We start from the raw sequence: 22,545 nt of genomic DNA, 5'->3' as shown, positions 1-22,545 counted from the left end.
TTAGCGGTCTTTCGGGTCGAGGGCATCACGCAGGCCATCGCCGATAAAGTTGAAACAAAACAGGGTCACGACCAGGAAGCCCGCGGGATACAGCAGCAGCCACGGCGAGACTTCCATCGAGTTTGCGCCGTCGCTCAGCAATGCGCCCCAGCTGCTGAGCGGCTCCTGCGTGCCCAGCCCCAGGAAGCTCAGGAAGGATTCAAACAGGATCATGCTAGGCACCAGCAGCGAGGCATAAACCACCACCACGCCGAGCACGTTCGGCACGATGTGGCGCACCACGATATTCCCCGTAGAAACACCGCCAACCTGCGCGGCTTCGATAAATTCTTTGCGCTTAAGGCTCAGCGTCTGACCACGCACGATACGTGCCATATCAAGCCACGACACCATCCCGATAGCGACGAAGATCAGCAGAATGTTTTGCCCGAAGAAGGTCACAAGCAGGATGACGAAGAACATGAACGGGAAGGAGTTTAAGATCTCCAGTATGCGCATCATTACGGAATCCACCTTGCCGCCCAGGTAGCCGGAGAGCGAACCGTAGAGCGTGCCCAGCACTACCGCCACCAGCGCAGCGGCGATACCCACCATCAGCGAAATGCGCCCACCAATCGCCACGCGGACCAGCAGGTCGCGGCCGGATGAGTCGGTACCAAAATAGTGTCCGGACTCCATATCCGGGGCGCTCGACATCATGCCCCAGTCGGTATCAAAATAGCTGAACTGCGACAGCATTGGCGCCAGCGTTACAAACAGCGCGATAATGACCAGCACGATCAGGCTGGCGACGGCCGCGCGGTTATGCATGAAGCGCCGACGCGCATCCTGCCAGAGGCTACGGCCTTCCACTTCCAGTTTTTCACTGAAGTTTTCCAGCGCCTCGCTGTTTTTCTTACTCAACATCATGGCGTGCCCCAGTTAGTAACGGATTTTCGGGTCGATAACGGCATACAGCACATCGACAACGGCGTTGAAGAGAATGGTCAGCGCACCCACGAGGATCGTCAGGCTCAGCACCAGCGAATAGTCGCGGTTCAGCGCCCCGTTCACAAACAGCTGACCAATGCCCGGCAGACCATAAATGGTTTCAATCACCATTGAGCCGGTGATGATACCGACGAAGGCTGGCCCCATATAGGACAACACCGGCAGCAGCGCGGGCTTAAGAGCGTGGCGGAAAATAATTCGGCGCATCGGCAGACCTTTAGCGCGCGCGGTGCGGATGAAGTTCGAGTGTAAAACCTCAATCATCGAGCCGCGGGTAATTCGCGCGATGCTCGCAATATACGCCAGGGACAGCGCCACCATAGGCAGGATCATAAATTTCAGCGCCCCGCCGTTCCAGCCGCCCCCGGGCAGCCACTTCAGCGTGATAGCAAATATCATGACCAGCAGCGGCGCAACAACAAAGCTGGGTATGACGACCCCGGTCATTGCCACCCCCATCACCGCGTAATCCCATTTGGTATTTTGATTCAGCGCAGCGATAACGCCCGCAGTGACCCCGAGAACCACGGCGAGAATAAACGCTGCCGCGCCTAATTTGGCCGATACCGGGAAGCTCGACGCCACCAGATCGTTCACGGAATAGTCTTTGTATTTAAATGACGGACCAAAATCACCGTGGGCCAGCTGCTTCAGATAGTTGAAGTACTGGGTGGTGATGGGATCGTTTAAATGATATTTCGCTTCGATGTTTGCCATGACTTCTGGTGGCAGAGTGCGTTCACCGGTGAATGGACTTCCCGGCGCCAGGCGCATCATAAAGAAGGAAATAGTGATGAGAATAAAGAGTGTTGGAATCGCTTCAAGACAGCGACGAAAGATAAATTTTAACATTGCCCGTACCTTCTGGCGTGTGCCTATATTATGTGACGATGGTTAGACACCGTGGGGCGAGGTTACCCGCCCCACTCATTGCCATTAATGCTTGATAATATACAAGTTTTTAACAGAGATATTATCCATCGGGTCTTTACCGGTATATCCACCGACCCACGGCTTCACCAGACGGGCGTTGACGTAGTAGTAAACCGGAACGATCGCAGAATCCTTATCGAGCTGTGCTTCAGACTTCGCGTACAGATCGGCGCGCTGCGCATCGTCTGTCGTTTTCAGCGTATCGGCGATCAGCTTGTCAAACGCCGGGCTCTTATAGTGCGCCGTGTTGTTAGAACTGTCGCTCAGCATGGTGTTCAGGAAGGATGTCGGTTCGTTATAGTCCGCACACCAGCCCGCACGCGCAACGTCGAAGGTGCCCTGGTGACGCGTGTCGAGGAAGGTTTTCCACTCCTGATTCTCCAGCTTAACGTTGACGCCCAGGTTTTTCTTCCAGATTGACGCCACGGCAATCGCCAGTTTTTTATGCAGATCGGAGGTGTTGTACAGCAGGCTGAAGGTCAGCGGCTTGTCAGAAGTATAACCGGCTTCGGCCAGCAGTTTTTTCGCCTCTTCGTTGCGTTTTTCCTGCGTCCAGCCGAACCACTCTGGTTTATCCAGCTTCATGCCGTCGGTATAAGGCGGGGTGTAGCTGTATGCCGGCAGATCGCCCTGGTTTTTCACCTTATTAACGATAATATCGCGGTCCAGAGCCAGCTTCAGCGCGGTACGCACGCGCACGTCGGTGAACGGTGCCTTCTGGTTGTTGATTTCGTAGTAGTAGGTGCACAGGTATGGGTCTACGTGCACTTCTTTCGGGATCTCTTTTTTCAGCTTCTGGAACAGTTCAATCGGCATGTTGTTATAGGTCATGTCGATTTCACCGCTACGGTAGCGGTTAACGTCCGTCACTTCGGAAGAGATTGGCAGATAGGTCACCTGGTTAATGACGGTTTTCGCGTTATCCCAGTACTGCGGGTTACGCTCCAGCACCATGCGCTCGTTGACCACCCAGTCCTTCAGCTTGTAAGCGCCGTTGGTCACGATATTGGCCGGCTGCGTCCACTTCTCACCGAATTTCTCAACGGCGGATTTTGGAACCGGAGAAACGGATGGGTGAACCAGCAGCTTATAGAAGTACGGAACAGGCTCGCTCAACGTCACTTCAAAAGTATTCGCATCAATTGCTTTAACGCCCAGATCGGTAACGGGTTTTTTACCGGTGATGATGTCATCGATATTGGCGATATGACCATACTGCAGGTAGCTCGCATACGGAGAGGCGGTATTTGGATTCGCCAGGCGCTGCCAGCTATAAACAAAATCTTCTGCGGTAACAGGCGTTCCGTCGGACCATTTCGCATCTTTACGCAGATGGAAAGTCCAGACTTTAAAATCTTTATTTTCCCACTTTTCCGCAACGCCCGGCGCCGGGTGGCCGTCTACGTCAGTCACCAGCAGACCTTCGAACAGATCGCGGTTAACGTTAGATTCCGGCACGCCTTCAATTTTGTGCGGATCAAGAGATTGCACTTCTGCCCCGTTATTACGCACCAGCGTTTGCTTCTCTGCCAGCTGAACCCCTGCCGGGACGTCTGCAGCCATTGCAACGTTGCCCGCGATTAGCGCACTTAAAATACCCGCCGCTACCAGGCTTTTTTTTGTGATGATGGTCATTGTGTTGATACTCCACTCATTATAATTACCGGCCTTCGCCAGCTGTGTATTCCCCTGTCGGGGCCTGTGCAGCGCAGGAGATTTTTTTGCTGCCGCCAGGTTCTTTTTACTGCTTGCTATCACCGACTTTTTTATTACTGACCGCTCGTACGGGGTCTTGCGTCGATTCGTTACGCGCCCCCTGTCGAAGCGCGATGTTGAGAGATGAGAAATATTTCTATGATAACTATTCTCATCTACTTGTTTAATGTCGCAAAATATAAGGCCGGAAAGTACCAAATGGCGCAGGCTCCCGCCAATAGATTTTGCAAATTTGTTAAGCAATTCTCTTTTACAGAGCGAGGTTTTGCGTGGGGGCAGCCATGCCGAACATTCAATACCTTAAAAAAACCTAGCTATTCAGTTAGATAGAGATAAAGCCCTCTAAGCGCGCGTCGCTGCGCTACCATCAACCGATTTTGTACAAAAGTTTAACAATTGATTATTATTTAGCACATTCATCTAAGGGAATCTTGAATTTACTAATATCATTTCGGGTATCGCGCAGCAAGCCCCAGAGTATGGTGTGAGTAAAATAACAGTGTGATTGAATGGTTTATGCGCAGGGCGAAGTGGGTCAGTCAAATAAGCGGATGAAATTTAATGGAAATTCATTATTAGCAGAATTTATTATAACGGGTGCGCTATTCAACTTTATTTATATGATTTACTGATAATCACGTAAAAAAAACGGAGCCACAGGCTCCGCTCTTTCAAATGAAATTGTTAATGCAGGAGGCCAGGGAAAATACTTTTGATCCCGGTCACAATAAATTCGATCCCCAGCGCCATCAGCAACAACCCCATGATACGGGTTATCACGTTAATACCCGTCTGCCCCAGCAGGCGAACGAGCCAGGGAGCCATACGGAATACCCCCCAACAGCAAAGCGCAAAAAGCGCAATCGCCACGGAGAAACCGATGAGGTGAACCCAGTTGTGATAACGCGTCCCCCACACGATGGTGGAGCTGATTGCGCCAGGGCCTGCCATCAGCGGCAGAGCCAGCGGCACCACGCCGATGCTTTCGCGGATCGCGGTTTCTGATTTTTCCTGTTTGTTTTGTTTGTCTTCGCCCAGCTTGCCGCTGATCATCGACATCGCGATGGTCACGACCAGAATTCCGCCCGCAATACGAAAGGAATCAATCGAGATCCCGAACACCTGGAGTATCGCATCACCAAGGTACAGAGAGGTAAGCAGAATAATGGCCACCGACAGGTTTGCCGTCAGGTTGGTTTTATTTCGCGCCGCGGCTGTTTGGTAGCTGGTCATACTGATAAAGACGGGAATGATCCCCACCGGGTTTACCAGCGCAAACAAACCGATAAAAAACTTAAAATATGTAGGAAAATCAAAGAGCGTTTGAATCACATTTTGCTCCGCAAATGCGCATGTTCAGGGTCCAGAAAGCCGTCATGGTAAAACCGTGCTGAAGATACGCTTTTTATTCGAACACTTCACCTGATATCTACACCAAAACGGTGTCAATTCATCATGTTAAACATTTGTATAATCAATGATAGCGTTACTTCCAATAGTTTCGTAATTATTTAACACTGGAAAAATCTCAAAGAAATAACCCTGCTGAAAGGTATCAGCTTGGGTATAAATTGATGCAGATCATGATTTCGGTACTCAGAAGTGAGTAATCTTGGTTACGCCGCCAGGGAGATCACCTATCAAAAAGGTATGATGCTAAGGTAAGGCTCTTTTAGTAAATTAGTGATCAGGAGCAGCAAGTAACCCTTTGTTTTAATGTGGGTTACGCAAGTAGCACCCGCTCTTACTATACTGTCTTTCGTATTGAGCGCTGGTTTACTAAAAGAGTTTAAACATTATCAGGAGAGCATTATGGCTGTTACTAATATCGCTGAACTGAACGCACTCGTTGAGCGCGTGAAAAAAGCCCAGCGTGAATATGCCAATTTCACCCAAGAACAGGTTGATAAAATCTTCCGCGCGGCCGCTCTGGCTGCTGCAGATGCTCGAATCCCTCTCGCTAAAATGGCCGTTGCCGAATCTGGCATGGGTATCGTTGAAGATAAAGTGATTAAAAACCACTTTGCTTCAGAGTATATCTACAACGCCTATAAAGATGAGAAGACCTGCGGCGTACTGTCTGAGGATGATACCTTCGGCACTATCACCATCGCAGAACCCATCGGCATCATTTGCGGTATCGTTCCAACCACCAACCCAACCTCTACTGCTATCTTCAAATCGCTTATTAGCCTGAAGACCCGCAACGCAATCATCTTCTCTCCGCATCCACGTGCAAAAGACGCAACCAACAAAGCGGCCGATATCGTTCTGCAGGCCGCCATTGCCGCCGGTGCGCCGAAAGACCTGATTGGCTGGATCGACCAACCTTCCGTTGAGTTGTCTAATGCGCTGATGCATCACCCAGACATTAACCTGATCCTCGCGACCGGTGGTCCAGGCATGGTTAAAGCTGCATACAGCTCCGGTAAGCCAGCCATCGGCGTGGGCGCGGGTAATACGCCTGTTGTTATCGACGAAACCGCCGATATCAAACGTGCTGTTGCATCCGTTCTGATGTCCAAAACCTTCGACAACGGCGTTATCTGTGCGTCTGAACAGTCTGTGGTTGTTGTTGATTCCGTTTACGATGCCGTTCGCGAACGCTTCGCGAGCCACGGCGGCTACCTGCTGCAGGGTAAAGAACTGAAAGCCGTTCAGGACATCATCCTGAAAAATGGCGCGCTGAATGCCGCTATCGTGGGTCAGCCAGCGTACAAAATCGCTGAACTTGCTGGCTTCACCGTACCGGCTACCACCAAGATTCTGATTGGTGAAGTGAAGGTTGTTGACGAAAGCGAGCCGTTCGCACACGAAAAACTGTCCCCTACTCTGGCAATGTACCGTGCAAAAGATTTCGAAGACGCGGTAGAAAAAGCAGAGAAACTGGTTGCGATGGGCGGTATCGGCCACACCTCATGTCTCTACACTGACCAGGACAACCAGCCAGAACGCGTTGCTCACTTCGGTCAGATGATGAAAACAGCACGTATCCTGATTAACACCCCTGCTTCTCAGGGTGGTATCGGTGACCTGTATAACTTCAAACTCGCACCTTCCCTGACTCTGGGTTGTGGTTCCTGGGGTGGTAACTCCATCTCTGAAAACGTTGGTCCAAAACACCTGATCAACAAGAAAACCGTTGCTAAGCGAGCTGAAAACATGTTGTGGCACAAACTTCCGAAATCTATCTACTTCCGCCGCGGCTCCCTGCCAATCGCGCTGGATGAAGTGATTACTGATGGCCACAAGCGTGCGCTCATCGTGACTGACCGTTTCCTGTTTAACAACGGCTATGCAGACCAGATCACCTCTGTGTTGAAAGCTGCTGGCGTTGAGACTGAAGTATTCTTCGAAGTTGAAGCTGACCCAACCCTGAGCGTAGTGCGCAAAGGTGCGGAGCTGGCCAACTCCTTCAAACCAGATGTGATTATCGCTCTGGGCGGTGGTTCCCCAATGGACGCCGCGAAAATCATGTGGGTTATGTACGAACATCCAGAAACCCACTTTGAAGAACTGGCTCTGCGCTTTATGGACATCCGCAAGCGTATCTACAAGTTCCCGAAAATGGGCGTAAAAGCGAAAATGATCGCCGTTACTACCACTTCCGGTACGGGTTCAGAAGTGACGCCGTTTGCGGTTGTAACTGACGATGCAACAGGTCAGAAATACCCACTGGCTGACTACGCATTGACGCCAGATATGGCTATCGTCGATGCCAACCTGGTCATGGAAATGCCTAAGTCACTGTGTGCCTTCGGTGGTCTGGATGCCGTAACTCACGCACTGGAAGCTTACGTTTCCGTTCTGGCATCTGAGTTCTCTGACGGTCAGGCCCTTCAGGCACTGAAACTGCTGAAAGAAAACCTGCCAGCGTCTTACAACGAAGGGGCTAAAAATCCTGTAGCACGTGAGCGTGTACACAGTGCGGCAACCATCGCCGGTATCGCGTTTGCGAACGCCTTCCTGGGTGTTTGCCACTCAATGGCGCACAAGCTGGGCTCTCAGTTCCACATTCCTCACGGTCTGGCGAACGCCCTGCTGATCAGCAACGTTATCCGCTATAACGCTAACGACAACCCAACCAAGCAGACTGCCTTCAGCCAGTATGACCGCCCTCAAGCGCGTCGTCGTTATGCTGAAATCGCCGATCACCTGGGTCTGAGCGCACCGGGCGACCGCACTGCTGCTAAGATCGAGAAACTGCTGGCATGGCTGGAAAGCCTGAAAGCGGAGCTGGGTATTCCTAAGTCTATCCGTGAAGCTGGCGTTCAGGAAGCTGACTTCCTCGCTCACGTAGACAAACTGTCTGAAGATGCGTTCGATGACCAGTGTACCGGTGCCAACCCGCGCTACCCGCTGATCGCCGAGCTGAAACAGATTCTGCTGGATACCTACTACGGACGTGAGTTCAAAGAAAGCGATACTGTCGCAGCGAAAGTTGAAGCACCTGTTGTTAAAGCTGACAAGAAAGCCAAGAAAAACGCTTAATTGGTAGCCAAATAATAAAACCCGCCGATGGCGGGTTTTTTATTACCTGAAAATAACCATGTGGAATTATTTCTGGTTCTCATTCTGCAGCGCCGTCAGCGAGCCTACCGCTAGCGCTTCCTTATAATGTTTGCGACAGACCGAGACATAGCGCTCATTGCCCCCTATCACCACCTGTTCGCCATCAGCATAGGGTTTGCCTGCCTGATCCAGACGAAGCACCATACTCGCTTTACGACCGCAAAAGCATATTGTCTTAAGTTCAACCAGCTTATCTGACCAGGCCAGGAGATATTGGCTGCCTGGAAATAACTCGCCCCTGAAATCGGTGCGCAAACCATAGCAGAGAACGGGAATATCCAGCTCGTCTACCACTTCAGAAAGCGCGTGAACTTGCTCGCGCGTCAGGAACTGGCTTTCATCCACCAGCACGCAGTTAATGGCCTTAGAGGCGTTCTCAGTCCGGATATCCTGCAGAAGGTCGGTGGTGGGATTAAACAGCCTTGCAGGGGACGAGAGGCCGATTCTCGAGCTCACCTTGCCTGCACCATAGCGATCGTCAATTTCGGCGGTGTAGACAACGGTACGCATGCCTCTTTCCTGATAATTGTAGGAAGACTGCAGTAACGCCGTGGATTTCCCTGCATTCATTGCTGAATAGTAGAAATAAAGTTGTGCCATTGGCATAAAACCCTAATCAAAGTGTAATAATCCCGATGAGTCATTGTACCATGTTTTGTAGGTTTTTAAGTGACGTGCTGCGCGCGGCAGACTCTCTCCATACCAAATCTGCCATCAGAGCAGGTAGAAAATAATCCGTGAAAACAGGCATTAACGTTTTAATGGGGGTCTATAAGCAAAGCGTGAAATCAGGGATAACACTTCTTTTTATACTGGAATCATTGTTCATTAAAATTCACTATTTATTAACTCACCGGGACACCACCACGCTTTACCGGAGTAATACAAAAGGCTGATATTTGTCCGCTGCAACTATAATTCCTGCGTGAAACGTCACAAAACAAACAGGTAGCGCCTTGCCTTAGCCGTTGTATGCATATCTCCGGGCCCCGATAAACGCCAAAATTTAAGTTAGCGTAATTAATAATGGGGAATTTTATTTTGTATTTTTTGAATTCCTTACATTCCCGCCTATTGCACAACTGAATTTATCGCTCTATTATTAGGACAACAAACCACCCCCATTATAAGTTTGAGATTACTACAATGAGCGAAGCACTTAAAATTCTGAACAACATCCGTACTCTTCGTGCGCAGGCAAGAGAATGTACCCTTGAAACGCTTGAAGAAATGCTGGAAAAATTAGAAGTTGTCGTTAATGAGCGCCGCGAAGAAGAAAGCGCTGCCGCTGCTGAAGTTGAGGAACGTACTCGTAAATTGCAGCAATATCGCGAAATGCTGATTGCTGATGGTATCGATCCAAACGAATTGCTGAACAGCATGGCTGCAGCAAAAACCGGCACCAAAGCAAAACGTGCTGCTCGCCCGGCTAAATATAGCTATGTTGACGAAAACGGCGAAACTAAAACCTGGACCGGCCAGGGCCGTACTCCTGCTGTTATCAAGAAAGCAATGGATGAGCAGGGTAAACAGCTGGATGATTTCCTGATCAAGGATTAATCCGAATAACGCTTTTTAAAATCCCGCTTTTAGCGGGATTTTTTGTATCCATAATTTGCCGCCGTCACGCCCGAATGGGTCGCCATATAGCCGTATCGACCACACCCGAGGACAAATTCATTAGGCTGCAGGCATAAAAAAGACCGACGGGCACGGCCACATCGGTCTGGTTAGCGCGAATAAGAATATTACTTAGCCATCACGCTGTCTTTAAGCCAGGTCTTAAATTCTTCACCCAGGCTATTATGACGAATGCCATATTCGACGAACGCCTGCATATACCCCAGCTTATTACCACAGTCGTGGCTTTTGCCTTTCATATGGTAGGCTTCAACGGTTTCTTTCTCGATCAGCATATCGATTGCATCAGTCAGCTGGATCTCGTCACCTGCACCAGGAGGCGTTTTCGCCAGCAGCGCCCAGATTTCCGCGCTCAGGACATAACGCCCCACGACCGCCAGGTTAGATGGCGCAACGTCAGCTTTTGGTTTCTCAACAACACCGACCATCGGCACGCTTTCGCCAGGCTCAAGAGGAGCACCTTTGCAGTCAACGACGCCGTATGCGGTCACATCCTCAACAGGCTCAACCATGATCTGGCTGTTTCCGGTTTCGTCAAAACGCGCGATCATCTCTGCCAGGTTATCCTGGGAGAGATCGGACTCATATTCATCAAGAATAACGTCAGGAAGGATAACCGCGACAGGCTCATCGCCAACAACTGGATGTGCGCAGAGCACGGCGTGGCCCAGGCCTTTAGCCAGGCCCTGGCGCACCTGCATAATAGTCACATGCGGAGGGCAAATAGACTGTACTTCGGCTAACAGCTGGCGTTTGACACGCTTTTCCAGCATCGCTTCAAGTTCAAAACTGGTATCAAAATGGTTTTCGATCGAGTTTTTAGATGAATGGGTGACCAGCACAATTTCAGTAATGCCCGCCGCGATACATTCATTCACGACATACTGGATTAATGGCTTATCAACCAAAGGCAGCATCTCTTTAGGGATTGCCTTCGTCGCGGGTAACATCCTGGTCCCCAATCCCGCCACCGGGATAACGGCCTTTCTGACTTTCGAATTTAGGGCAGCCATTGAAATTCTCCTGAACTGTTCAAGTTTTGAACTTTTATGCAATTAATAACGCGTTGAGTATATCAGCCACACCCGCTAGTCAGGGTCTGAAAAGAACGCGTTGCCGATCAATTAGGATAAATACGTATGATTCTGGCAGTGATAGTAGCACTGCCATCAAATCACGGGTAAAGCATTCTGCTGAATAAAATCCAACTGCTTATTCCGTGGACAACATTAAGCGTAACCGCCCTCCCGCTCCCCAAACCTGACACTGCCAGGATGAGCAACGATGGCTAATTTGATTAAGATAGGCTGTTCCTAACGTTCCCAGCGGCACGCCGCTGCTCACCTGAATATGGTGCTCCCCGGTATTCAGGGTGGCGTTTAAACCCGCAGAAACCAGGATGAGATTATTTAATTCACTGTGATAATAGCCTACCAATAGCGGAAACTGGCCGGGCAAATTGGCCTGTCGGAAAAGCTGATTGACCTGTTTAAGTAAGCTGCCGAGTTCCGGCAGTCGTTGCCCCTGGTGAGATAACTGTTCCTGAAGCAATCCATTAAAAAGCGCGCGAAGTAATAACGCAGCTAAAACACCATTATCCCCTGCCCGCGTCACGTCCAGACAATAAAAAGCGAGATCGTTATCGGAAAGCGGCGCAATATCCAACACCAGCCCCGGCTGATCTGCTGCCACAAGCTGTCGATAATTTACTCTGCAGTGTGATATCGATTGTTGTACCGGCGGCTGCAGCTCCTGCAATAATTTCGCTGCGGCATGAGGGTTGCTTACCAGGGCATCCCAGTCCTGGAATAATCGCTCTTCTTCTTCGACGCGAGAATTAAACATATTGGGATACAAACACGCCAGCACCGTTTCACGCAGCCGGTTTAAATCCTTAACGGGCTTGAGCAGAATATCCTGCACGCCGAGGCGCAGCGCTTTTGCAATATCAGCCATCTCCTCCGTGGCAGAAATGACCAGAATGGGCATTTGATTACCGTCGGCACGAAGGCGTTCAACCAGCATCAAACCGTTCATGCGCGGCATAGCGAGGTCGCAAATCATGAGGTCATGGGTAACGCTGGCCATTTTCTCCAGCGCATCAATACCGTCTGTTGCCAGCGATGTGTCTGCTCCCAGTGAGGTTAACCACGAATCCAGCAGCGATCGGAAAACGGGCTCGTCTTCAACTATCAAAATGTGTTTTCCGGCCAATGGCTGCGTCATGATTCCTCCCAGGCAGACAGTTAGTAAATAGTGGCACGCTATCGGTACTATCGCCTGTCCGATTTTGCTGAAAAAAACAAAAAAAAATGCTCAGTGAGTTGACCGGATAAACGGCAGCAACTCATCCATTTTCTTCTCTACGGCTAACGAGCCCGCTGCGATGGCGGCCTCAGCGCGGTGGAAATCAAGCGTCGAAATTTGAGGGCAGTACGGCTGTATCAAAATATCCGGTGGGTCCCCTGCCATACGGTTTCGCTTCAGGCGATTCTCAAGAACCTGAATGGAGGTGGTCATGATTTCCATTGCGGTCGGCGCCGCAACGGCGCGACGTGCGGTAAAGCGGCCTATGCGCCCTCTCAGACGTTCGTGCCAGGCACGTTTTTCCGCTTCAACGTCTTCGCTATGCAGATTGACCGGCAAAAGGTCCTGCTGCATCAGATGAGCATCGTGCTGCAGGTCGACGGCAATGACGATATCCGCGCCCATCGCGCGCGTCAGAGAAATAGGTACGGGATTAACCACCCCGCCATCGACCAGCCAGTAGCCATTGTGAGGCACGGGCGCCATCAGTCCGGGTATGCTGCAGGAGGCGCGAACGGCCAAATGGATATCCCCTTCGGTCAGCCACAGCTCTCTGCCGGTGCTGAGGTTCGTCGCCACGGCACCGAACGGCATTTGGCAGTGGCTGAAATCATCGAGGGGCATAACCTGACGGAATTGATTAAAGACGCGTTCGCCGCGCAGCAAGCCGCCGCGCTGCCAGGAGAGGTCCATCAGGCGCAGCACGTCCCAATAGCTAAACGAGCGAACCCACTTTTCCAGCTCCGGGAGTTTACCGCAGGCATATGCAGAACCGACCAGCGAACCAATCGAACATCCCGCTACAATATCAACGTCCACGCCCATCTTGTTCAGGGCATTAATCACGCCAATGTGTGACCAGCCCCGGGCCGCACCTGAGCCCAGCGCAAGACCAATTTTAACCTTTCTCATCAGACCTGTTTTACTTCCCCTGGATTCCTGACATAGCATCAACGCACGTGCTCAGTTAACATGTTGCTACCCTATGCGTTTAACGCCCTTATTTTTTGTTCCAGGAAGAGAATTGTGTCTCAACTCTGCCCCTGTGGTAGCGCTCTGGAGTATAGCCTATGTTGCCATCGATATCTTTCCGGCGCGCAGGTTGCACCAGACCCATCACACCTTATGCGCTCGCGGTATACTGCTTTTGTGATCAAAGACGCAGACTACCTTATTAAAACCTGGCACCCATCCTGTCAGGCGGACGAATTTCGCCAGGATATTGTTGCCGGATTCGCCAAAACCGTGTGGCTTGGGCTGACCGTATTTGAAACCGCTAACGGCCGCGATGACAGCGAAGGCTACGTCAGTTTCGTCGCACGGTTTTCCGAGAATAACACGTCCGGCGCCATCATCGAACGTTCCCGGTTCTTAAAGGAAAGCGGGCGATGGTATTATATTGACGGAACGCGTCCACAGTTTGGCCGTAACGATCCCTGCCCCTGCGGTTCAGGTAAAAAATTTAAAAAGTGCTGCGGGCAGTAACGCCTGACAGCCCAGACTTCGCAAATACTCAAACAGGATTTCCCGGCAATGCAATCACTACAACGTAAAGTTCTGCGCACCATCTGCCCCGATCAAAAAGGGCTCATCGCACGAATTACCAACATCTGTTACAAGCATGAGCTGAACATCGTGCAGAACAACGAATTCGTTGACCACCGTACCGGACGCTTTTTCATGCGTACCGAGCTCGAAGGTATTTTCAACGACACCACTCTGCTTGCCGATCTTGACAGCGCCCTGCCGGAAGGTTCCGTACGCGAACTGACGCCAGCGGGACGTCGCCGCATTGTCATTCTGGTGACCAAAGAGGCGCACTGCCTGGGCGACCTGCTGATGAAAGCTAACTACGGCGGGCTGGATGTCGATATTGCCGCCGTCATTGGTAACCACGAGACGCTGCGTTCGCTGGTTGAGCGCTTCGATATTCCCTTCGAGCTGGTGAGCCATGAAGGCCACACGCGCGAAGAGCATGACCAGCTGATGGCTGACGCCATCGAGGCGCATAACCCGGACTATGTCGTTCTGGCGAAATATATGCGCGTGCTGACCCCGTCATTTGTGGCGCGCTTCCCTAACAAAATCATCAATATTCACCATTCGTTCCTGCCGGCCTTTATCGGCGCGCGTCCTTACCATCAGGCCTACGAACGCGGCGTGAAGATCATCGGCGCCACCGCGCACTACGTGAACGACAACCTGGACGAAGGCCCAATCATCATGCAGGACGTCATTCACGTGGATCACACCTACACGGCGGAAGACATGATGCGTGCCGGGCGCGACGTTGAGAAAAACGTGTTAAGCCGCGCGCTGTACCAGGTGCTGGCGCAGCGCGTCTTCGTGTACGGCAACAGAACGATTATTCTTTAATCCTTCGTAAAATGAATTGATTAGCTTTGCGCCTTTACGGATAAAAAGCAGCCAAACGACCGCTGTTACGTAAAGGAATGCTTTACAGGGGCGCCTCATTTGATATGATGCGCCCCGCTTCTCACCGAAGCAGGCCAGTAAAAAGCATTACCCCGTGGTGGGGTTCCCGAGCGGCCAAAGGGAGCAGACTGTAAATCTGCCGTCATCGACTTCGAAGGTTCGAATCCTTCCCCCACCACCATCTCTCAGCTTCATCTCAAAATATGTATTACCCCTGGTGGGGTTCCCGAGCGGCCAAAGGGAGCAGACTGTAAATCTGCCGTCATCGACTTCGAAGGTTCGAATCCTTCCCCCACCACCATCACTTTCTAATGACTCCAAACCTTCTGTTTGCACCAGGCATCATGCATCTCCGTAACGGGGAAGGATGAGAAGCTTCGACCAAGGTTCGATTCGAGCGCAGCGAGAAAGCGTTGCCGAAGGCAACGACCCGAAGGGCGAGGCGCATCGCGCCGAGTAATCCTTCCCCCACCACCATCACTTTCGAATGACTCCAAACCTTCTGTTTGCACCAGGCATCATGCATCTCCATAACGGGGAAGGATGAGAAGCTTCGACCAAGGTTCGATTCGAGCGCAGCGAGAAAGCGTTGCCGCAGGCAACGACCCGAAGGGCGAGGCGCATCGCGCCGAGTAATCCTTCCCCCACCACCATCACTTTCGAATGACTCCAAACCTTCTGTTTGCACCAGGCATCATGCATCTCCATAACGGGGAAGGATGAGAAGCTTCGACCAAGGTTCGATTCGAGCGCAGCGAGAAAGCGTTGCCGCAGGCAACGACCCGAAGGGCGAGGCGCATCGCGCCGAGTAATCCTTCCCCCAAGATTATCCAAACATCTAAACATGCAATAAATGTAGGCCGCCGCCCGCGGCAACAGACAACGTCACAAGTTGCGGGAAGGCACCTGCCATGGGGCAAAAAAAACCCCGCGAGCGCGGGGTTCAAAGTAAAACGCAGAACTAGCGGCGGGCGCGCACAACCTGATATTTGCGCGTCAGGTACTCCACCGGCACGCTCCAGATGTGCACCAGGCGCGAGAACGGGAACAGCACGAACAGCGTCATCCCCAGCACCAGGTGCATGCGGAAGATAAACGCCACGCCGTCCAGGTGCTCAGACGCGCCGCCGTGGAAGGTCACCACGGACTGCGCCCAGCCCACCAGCTTCATCATCTCGCTGCCGTCCATATGCTGCGCCGAGAACGGAATGGTCATCAGGCCCAGCGCGCACTGGATCACCAGCACCGACATCACCAGAATGTCCGCCGCGGTTGTGGTAGCGCGAATGCGCGGGCTAAAGAGGCGGCGCTTGAGCAGCAGCAGCCCACCCACCAGGCACATCAGGCCCGCGGCGCCGCCGCCGAACATCGCCATCTTCTGCTTAACGTCAAGCGGCAGCCAGGATTCATACACCCAGTGCGGTGTCAGCATCCCGAAGGCATGTCCCGCGATAACGCCAAGAATGCCGATGTGGAACAGGTTGGACGCCAGGTTCATCCCTTTGCGATCCAGCATCTGGCTGGAGGCCGCACGCCAGGTGTACTGACCATAGTCATAGCGAAGCCAGCTTCCCACCAGGAACACGGTGCCCGCAATGTACGGGTAAATGTCAAAGAAGAACATATTCAGGAAGTGCATTATTGCCGTCCTCCGTTAGAGATATTCAAATATTGCGGGGCAACAGCACCGGCAAAACGACGCTGGTGAGCAGAGATTTCAGACTCGCCGCAGTTCTGGTCTGCAAAGAATTTCACCTGCTCCTCTTCCCAGACCGCGTCCAGCGCTTCCGGCGTGTCGTCACGCGCTTCATCCGCGATTTTCTCCGCGACTTTCTTACCGTCGACGGCGGCGTTAGCCAGCTTGACGAGCAGATCGAACAGCACCGCATAGCGGCTTTCACGCTGCTTGAGGCGCGCGCTCAGCAGGGCCAGAATCGGTGCGACGTCCTGCAACCCGCCTAGCGCCTCTTCTTTCGGCAGCTGTGCCAAATACTCCAGATACAGCGGCAGATGATCCGGCAGCTCGCGGCTGTCGAGCTGCAGGCCGTGCTGTTCGTACTGGGCCATCAAATCCACCATCGCCTGTCCGCGGTCGCGGGATTCGCCATGAACGTGTTCGAAAAGAAGCAGCGAGGTTGCGCGACCCCGGTCGAAGAGCTGGCTGTAATCTGCCTGCGCGTCGAGAAGATCGCGCGCGAGCAGGTCGCGGAGGAAAACGCCCAGATTATGGGCATCCTCTTTATCCAGGTTTTCAGATGACGCGAGTGCATCAAAGAGTTCCTGCTGATGCTGCGCAAGCGCAGCATCCGGGTACTCGAGCAGACGCGAAACAATGACGAGTTCAATCATTGGTGCGGCTCCGTTTTGCTGGTCACATCCAGGGCATCGATGCGGCGGCTGTTGAACAGGTTGAATTTGGTGTCAGACCCGTGGCAACCGTCGCCAAAGCTGAAACCACACCCGCTTTTCTCCGGGAAGGCATCGCGTGCCTGCTCGCGGTGGCTGCTCGGCACCACGAAGCGATCTTCGTAGTTCGCAATCGCCAGGTAGCGGTACATCTCCTGAGCCTGCGCTTCGGTGAGCCCCACCTCTTCCAGCGCGCGGGTATCGCTAACGCCGTCAACGGTTTCCGCGCGCTTGAAGTGGCGCATTGCCAGCATACGCTTCAGGGCCAGCAGAACCGGCTGGGTATCGCCTGCGGTCAGCAGGTTCGCCAGGTACTGAACCGGAATGCGCAGGCTTTCCACGTCCGGCAGAATGCCGTTGCTGCCAAGCTCGCCCGCGTCAGCGGCGGACTGAATCGGAGACAGCGGCGGCACGTACCACACCATCGGCAGCGTGCGGTATTCCGGGTGCAGCGGCAGGGCCAGCTTCCAGTCCATCGCCATTTTGTACACCGGAGACTGCTGCGCCGCGTCGATCACGCTCTGCGGCACGCCGTCCTTCAGCGCCTGCTCGATCACTTTCGGATCGTTTGGATCGAGGAAAACGTCCAGCTGGCGCTGGTACAGATCTTTCTCGTTCTCGGTGCTGGCTGCGGTTTCAATCGCGTCCGCGTCGTACAGCAGCACGCCGAGGTAGCGAATGCGGCCTACGCAACTTTCAGAGCACACGGTCGGCATGCCCGCTTCGATACGCGGGTAGCAGAAGATGCACTTCTCGGACTTGCCGCTCTTCCAGTTAAAATAGATTTTTTTGTACGGACAGCCGGTGATGCACATGCGCCAGCCGCGGCACTTGTCCTGGTCGATCAGCACGATGCCGTCTTCTTCACGCTTGTAGATGGCACCGCTCGGGCAGGTCGCCACGCACGCCGGGTTCAGGCAGTGTTCGCACAGGCGCGGCAGATACATCATGAAGGTGTTTTCGAACTGGCCGTACATCGCCTTCTGCATGTTTTCGAAGTTTTTGTCTTTCGACAGCTTCTCAAACTCGCCGCCGAGATCGTCTTCCCAGTTCGGGCCTTTTTCGATTTTCGCCATACGCTGGCCGGTGATCAGCGAGCGCGGGCGCGCAATTGGCTGATGCTTGCCTTCCGGCGCGTTAGCCAGGTTTTGGTAGTCGAAGTCAAACGGCTCGTAATAATCGTCGATGCTCGGCAGGTGCGGGTTAGCGAAGATTTTACCCAGCAGCATGGCGCGGTTACCCATGCGCGGCTGAATTTTGCCGTTGATTTTGCGGATCCAGCCGCCCTTGTATTTCTCCTGGTTTTCCCAGTCGGTCGGGAAGCCGGTGCCCGGCTTAGTCTCAACGTTGTTGAACCAGGCGTATTCGGTGCCTTCGCGGCTGGTCCAGACGTTTTTACAGGTGACCGAGCAGGTATGACAGCCGATGCATTTATCCAGATTCAGCACCATGCCGACTTGTGAACGAATTTTCATTTTACGCTCTCCTGTACCTGGTCATTACCTTCGCCGTCTAACCAGTTAATATTCTTCATCTTACGGACCACCACGAACTCATCGCGGTTAGACCCTACCGTACCGTAGTAGTTAAAGCCGTAGGCCAGCTGCGCATAGCCGCCGATCATGTGGGTTGGCTTCGGCGTAATGCGGGTCACGGAGTTATGAATACCGCCGCGCTGTTCCGTTATCTCTGAACCCGGCAGGTTCACGATACGTTCCTGAGCGTGGTACATCATGGTCATCCCAGCCGGCACGCGCTGGCTCACGACCGCACGCGCGGTCAATGCGCCATTGCTGTTGAACACTTCGATCCAGTCGTTATCGACAATGCCCAGCTCCTTCGCGTCCGCTTCACTCATCCACACGATCGGACCGCCGCGACCCAGGGTCAGCATCAGCAGGTTGTCGCTGTAGGTAGAGTGAATGCCCCACTTCTGGTGCGGCGTCAGGAAGTTCAGCGCTTTCTCCGGATTGCCGTTGGATTTATCGCCCATCACCTCTTTTACGGAGCGGGTGTCAATCGGCGGACGATAGACCAGCAGGCTTTCACCGAAGTCGCGCATCCACTGGTGATCCTGATACAGAGACTGGCGGCCTGACAGGGTGCGCCACGGGATCAGCTCGTGAACGTTGGTGTAACCGGCGTTGTAAGAGACGTGCTCGTCTTCAAGCCCAGACCAGGTCGGGCTGGAGATGATTTTGCGCGGCTGGGCCTGAATATCGCGGAAGCGAATTTTCTCTTCCTCTTTATTCTTCGCCAGATGCGTATGGTCGCGTCCGGTAAATTCGCTCAGGGCCGCCCACGCCTTCACCGCTACGTGGCCGTTGGTTTCCGGCGCCAGGGTCAGGATCATCTCCGCCGCGTCAATTGCCGTGTTCAGCATCGGCTGGCCTTTGGCCGGGCCTTCCGCCTTGGTGTAATTGAGCTTGCGCAGCAGATCCATTTCGCTCTGGGTATTCCACGCGATGCCTTTACCGCCGTTGCCGATTTTCTCCATCAGCGGGCCAATAGAGGTAAAGCGCTCGTAGGTCGCCGGATAGTCACGCTCAACCGGAATGATGTGCGGCGCGGTCACGCCCGGGATCAGGTCGCATTCGCCTTTTTTCCAGTCCTTCACGTCCAGCGGCTGCGCCAGCTCGGCGGCGGAGTCGTGCTGGATTGGCAGCGTCACCACGTCGGTCTCTTTGCCGAGGTGGCCTACGCAGACTTCAGAGAATTTCTTCGCGATGCCCTTATAGATTTCCCAGTCGCTTTTGGATTCCCACGCCGGATCAACGGCGGCAGACAGCGGATGAATAAACGGATGCATGTCCGAGGTATTCATATCGTCTTTTTCATACCAGGTCGCGGTTGGCAGCACGATGTCGGAGTACAGGCAGGTGCTCGACAGGCGGAAGTCCAGCGTCACCACCAGATCCAGCTTGCCGTCCAGGCCGTTGTCCTGCCATTCCACCTCTTCCGGCTTCACGCCGCCCTGCTTGCCGAGATCTTTGCCCTGGATACCGTGCTCGGTGCCCAGCAGATACTTCAGCATGTACTCGTGGCCTTTACCGGACGAGCCCAGCAGGTTTGAACGCCAGATAAACAGGTTGCGCGGGTGGTTTTTACCGTTTTCAGGCTGTTCCGCAGCGAAGCGAAGGGAGCCGTCCTTCAGGGACTTAACGGTGTAATCCACCGGTGTCATGCCCGCCTTCTTCGCCTCTTCCGCGATACGCAGCGGGTTGGTGCCCAGCTGCGGCGCGGACGGCAGCCAGCCCATGCGCTCGGCGCGCACGTTGAAGTCAATGAGGTGGCCGCTGTAGCGGGATTTATCCGCCATTGGCGACAGCAGTTCCTGCGCGGTCACCGTCTCGTAGCGCCACTGGCTGGAATGGTTATAGAAGTAGGAGGTGCTGTTCATGTGGCGCGCCGGACGCTGCCAGTCAAGGCCAAACGCCAGAGGCTGCCAGCCGGTCTGCGGACGCAGCTTTTCCTGGCCCACGTAGTGCGCCCAGCCGCCGCCGCTCTGGCCCACGCAGCCGCAGAAGATCAGCATGTTGATCAGGCCGCGGTAGTTCATGTCCAGGTGATACCAGTGGTTCAGACCGGCCCCGACGATGATCATTGAACGGCCGTGGGTCTTGTCGGCGTTTTCCGCAAACTCGCGGGCGATGCGGACGATCTGCGCGCGCGGCACGCCGGTGATCTTCTCTGCCCACGCGGGGGTGTACGCTTTAACGTCGTCATAGCCGGTTGCGCAGTTTTCATCGTTCAGGCCGCGCTCAAGGCCGTAGTTCGCCATGGTCAGGTCGTAAACGGTGGTCACCAGCGCGGTAGAGCCGTCGGCCAGCTGCAGGCGCTTCACCGGCAGCTTGTGCATCAGCACGTTTTGCAGCTCAACCTTGTTGAAGTGCTCGGTGCCGTCGCCGCCAAAGTACGGGAAGCCGACTTCCGCGATGTCGTCCTGGCTGCCCAGCATGCTGAGGCGCAGCTCGGTTTCCGCGCCGCTCGTGCCGTCGCGCTGCTCGAGGTTCCATTTACCCTTTTCACCCCAGCGGAAGCCGATAGAACCGTTAGGCGCTACCATTTCGCCGTCGCTGTTAAAGGCAACGGTTTTCCATTCCGGGTTGTTTTCCTGGCCCAGTGAATCCACCAGGTCGGCGGCGCGCAGCATGCGGCCTGCGGCGTAATAGCCGTCGCGCTCTTCCAGCATGACCAGCATCGGCATGTCGGTATAGCGGCGCACGTAGTCGGTGAAGTACTGGCTTGGCTTATCGAGGTGGAACTCGCGCAGCATGACGTGGCCCATCGCCAGCGCCATCGCCGCATCGGTGCCCTGCTTCGGCGCCAGCCACAGGTCGCAGAGCTTGGCGATTTCCGCGTAGTCAGGGGTGACCGCGACGGTTTTAGTGCCTTTGTAACGCACTTCGGTAAAGAAGTGGGCGTCCGGGGTACGGGTCTGCGGGACGTTAGATCCCCAGGCAATGATGTAGCTGGAGTTATACCAGTCCGCGGATTCCGGCACGTCGGTCTGCTCGCCCCAGGTCTGTGGAGACGCAGGCGGCAGGTCGCAGTACCAGTCATAGAAGCTCAGGCAGGTCCCGCCAATCAGGGAGAGGTAGCGCGCGCCGGATGCGTAGGAGACCATCGACATCGCCGGGATCGGCGAGAAGCCCGCCACGCGGTCAGGGCCGTAGGTTTTGACGGTATAGACGTTAGAGGCCGCAATCAGCTCGTTGACTTCTTTCCAGGAGGAGCGCACAAAGCCGCCGCGACCGCGAGCCTGCTTGAAGCTTTTCGCTTTGTCGGCGTCTTCAATGATGGATGCCCATGCGTCGACCGGATCGCTGTGCTGCGCTTTTGCTTCGCGCCACATCTTCATCAGGCGCTTGCGCATCAGCGGGTATTTAAGACGGTTGGCGCTGTACAGATACCAGGAGTAGCTCGCGCCGCGAGGGCAGCCGCGCGGCTCGTGGTTTGGCATATCAGGGCGCGTGCGCGGATAGTCGGTCTGCTGCACTTCCCAGGTCACCAGGCCGTTCTTAACGAAAATCTTCCAGCTGCACGAGCCCGTGCAGTTTACGCCGTGGGTAGAGCGGACAACCTTGTCATGCTGCCAGCGCTGACGGTAGCCGTCCTCCCAGTCCCGGTTGGTTTCCAGAACCTGGCCGTGCCCATCGGCAAAGGTTTCGCCCTTCTGCTTGAAGTAGCGGAACCGATCCAAAAATTTGCTCATCGGGTATCTCCTGTGTGGAGCCTGTGGCTCTCTAAATCGACATTGCTGATTTGCAGCGAAGGTAACGCTCTGAAACCTGTGGAGAATTGATAACGATCAAGGCTGGGGGGCTCTCTGTAACGAGGTATTACATGCACTACCACCAAAGCGGTATAATTTTTAATTTTATATGTTATTGATATATATGGAAAAAATAGTTTTATCGTACAAAAGGCACGGCGTTTTTTAACATCTTAGGTATTAAGGGGTAGGCATCCCTGTAGAGTGATGGCGATCGCAGTGCCGCGCCGGGCGGTGGGAGAGCATCTTTAAGTATGTTGTAACTAATA

At 53.7% G+C, this 22,545-nt stretch carries 16 protein-coding genes, 2 tRNA genes and 3 other RNA genes; 9 read left to right on the top strand and 12 right to left on the bottom strand.

Annotated elements, in window-relative coordinates:
* The 4 genes from oppC to DBY73_RS13635 all read right to left on the bottom strand — a co-directional run bounded on the left by oppC (position 1) and on the right by DBY73_RS13635 (position 4,971).
* Positions 1-909 carry an oligopeptide ABC transporter permease OppC gene (gene oppC / locus DBY73_RS13655; RefSeq protein WP_112011649.1) on the bottom strand — a complete coding sequence of 303 codons (909 nt, stop codon included), beginning with the start codon at positions 907-909 and terminating at the stop codon, positions 1-3.
* 12 nt (positions 910-921) lie between these two features.
* Positions 922-1,842 carry an oligopeptide ABC transporter permease OppB gene (oppB, locus tag DBY73_RS13650; protein WP_112011648.1) on the bottom strand — a complete coding sequence of 307 codons (921 nt, stop codon included), beginning with the start codon at positions 1,840-1,842 and terminating at the stop codon, positions 922-924.
* An 84-nt stretch (positions 1,843-1,926) separates the two neighbouring features.
* Positions 1,927-3,558 (bottom strand): oligopeptide ABC transporter substrate-binding protein OppA, encoded by a 1,632-nt coding sequence (gene oppA / locus DBY73_RS13645; protein ID WP_112011647.1) that lies wholly within the window; start codon positions 3,556-3,558, stop codon positions 1,927-1,929.
* Positions 3,559-4,323: 765 nt separating this feature from the next.
* Positions 4,324-4,971, bottom strand: a complete 648-nt coding sequence (locus DBY73_RS13635) for a YchE family NAAT transporter (RefSeq protein ID WP_112011645.1) — start codon at positions 4,969-4,971, stop codon at positions 4,324-4,326.
* Between the two features lie 480 nt (positions 4,972-5,451).
* On the opposite strand from DBY73_RS13635, the gene adhE reads away from it, so the two are divergent.
* Entirely contained in the window at positions 5,452-8,130 is a 2,679-nt protein-coding gene (gene adhE, locus DBY73_RS13630; RefSeq protein WP_112011644.1) for a bifunctional acetaldehyde-CoA/alcohol dehydrogenase, read from the top strand.
* Positions 8,131-8,196: 66 nt separating this feature from the next.
* On the opposite strand, the gene tdk is transcribed toward adhE, so the two are convergent.
* Positions 8,197-8,811 (bottom strand): thymidine kinase, encoded by a 615-nt coding sequence (tdk, locus tag DBY73_RS13625; RefSeq protein ID WP_112011643.1) that lies wholly within the window; start codon positions 8,809-8,811, stop codon positions 8,197-8,199.
* A gap of 546 nt (positions 8,812-9,357) precedes the next feature.
* Between tdk and hns the strand changes: the two genes are divergently transcribed.
* The gene (gene hns, locus DBY73_RS13620) at positions 9,358-9,771 is read left to right on the top strand and encodes a histone-like nucleoid-structuring protein H-NS (protein ID WP_112011642.1); all 414 of its coding nucleotides are present in this window, start codon (positions 9,358-9,360) and stop codon (positions 9,769-9,771) included.
* A gap of 188 nt (positions 9,772-9,959) precedes the next feature.
* Here hns and galU read toward each other — a convergent pair whose 3' ends face one another.
* From galU to rssA, 3 genes are all read right to left on the bottom strand, one after another.
* On the bottom strand, positions 9,960-10,865 hold the full coding sequence (galU, locus tag DBY73_RS13615) for a UTP--glucose-1-phosphate uridylyltransferase GalU (RefSeq protein ID WP_112011641.1): 906 nt from the start codon (positions 10,863-10,865) through the stop codon (positions 9,960-9,962).
* A gap of 199 nt (positions 10,866-11,064) precedes the next feature.
* Positions 11,065-12,078, bottom strand: a complete 1,014-nt coding sequence (gene rssB / locus DBY73_RS13610; RefSeq protein ID WP_112011640.1) for a two-component system response regulator RssB — start codon at positions 12,076-12,078, stop codon at positions 11,065-11,067.
* A 90-nt stretch (positions 12,079-12,168) separates the two neighbouring features.
* Complete coding sequence (rssA, locus tag DBY73_RS13605; protein WP_112011639.1) at positions 12,169-13,071, bottom strand: patatin-like phospholipase RssA; 903 nt, start codon at positions 13,069-13,071, stop codon at positions 12,169-12,171.
* Positions 13,072-13,185: 114 nt separating this feature from the next.
* On the opposite strand from rssA, the gene DBY73_RS13600 reads away from it, so the two are divergent.
* From DBY73_RS13600 to DBY73_RS13570, 7 genes are all read left to right on the top strand, one after another.
* Positions 13,186-13,644, top strand: coding sequence for a YchJ family protein (locus tag DBY73_RS13600; protein WP_112011638.1), 459 nt, complete (start codon positions 13,186-13,188; stop codon positions 13,642-13,644).
* A gap of 48 nt (positions 13,645-13,692) precedes the next feature.
* A complete protein-coding gene (gene purU, locus DBY73_RS13595) occupies positions 13,693-14,535 on the top strand; it encodes a formyltetrahydrofolate deformylase (protein ID WP_112011637.1) in 843 nt (280 codons plus the stop codon).
* 156 nt (positions 14,536-14,691) lie between these two features.
* Positions 14,692-14,776 (top strand) — tRNA-Tyr (locus tag DBY73_RS13590).
* 35 nt (positions 14,777-14,811) lie between these two features.
* Positions 14,812-14,896: transfer RNA gene (locus tag DBY73_RS13585), tRNA-Tyr, on the top strand.
* A gap of 45 nt (positions 14,897-14,941) precedes the next feature.
* Positions 14,942-15,072: non-coding RNA, RtT sRNA (locus DBY73_RS13580), on the top strand.
* 45 nt (positions 15,073-15,117) lie between these two features.
* A non-coding RNA gene (locus DBY73_RS13575) (RtT sRNA) lies at positions 15,118-15,248 on the top strand.
* 45 nt (positions 15,249-15,293) lie between these two features.
* Positions 15,294-15,424: non-coding RNA, RtT sRNA (locus DBY73_RS13570), on the top strand.
* 132 nt (positions 15,425-15,556) lie between these two features.
* On the opposite strand, the gene narI is transcribed toward DBY73_RS13570, so the two are convergent.
* Genes narI through DBY73_RS13550 form a run of 4 tightly spaced genes read right to left on the bottom strand, consistent with a single transcriptional unit; the run spans position 15,557 to position 22,216 of the window.
* Entirely contained in the window at positions 15,557-16,234 is a 678-nt protein-coding gene (narI, locus tag DBY73_RS13565; protein ID WP_006175857.1) for a respiratory nitrate reductase subunit gamma, read from the bottom strand.
* Positions 16,234-16,944: a nitrate reductase molybdenum cofactor assembly chaperone gene (narJ, locus tag DBY73_RS13560; RefSeq protein ID WP_112011636.1), complete on the bottom strand. Its 711-nt coding sequence runs from the start codon at positions 16,942-16,944 to the stop codon at positions 16,234-16,236. Before narJ ends, narI begins: the two co-directional genes overlap by 1 nt.
* Positions 16,941-18,476, bottom strand: coding sequence for a nitrate reductase subunit beta (gene narH / locus DBY73_RS13555; protein WP_112011635.1), 1,536 nt, complete (start codon positions 18,474-18,476; stop codon positions 16,941-16,943). Before narH ends, narJ begins: the two co-directional genes overlap by 4 nt.
* Positions 18,473-22,216: a nitrate reductase subunit alpha gene (locus DBY73_RS13550; protein WP_112011634.1), complete on the bottom strand. Its 3,744-nt coding sequence runs from the start codon at positions 22,214-22,216 to the stop codon at positions 18,473-18,475. Before DBY73_RS13550 ends, narH begins: the two co-directional genes overlap by 4 nt.
* Positions 22,217-22,545 lie beyond the last annotated feature (329 nt).

The organism is Enterobacter sp. RIT418 (assembly GCF_003057745.1).
Taxonomy (GTDB): Bacteria; Pseudomonadota; Gammaproteobacteria; order Enterobacterales; family Enterobacteriaceae; genus Enterobacter.
The sequence above is the reverse complement of the archived record's forward strand: the minus strand, read 5'-3'. Positions and strand labels throughout refer to the sequence as shown.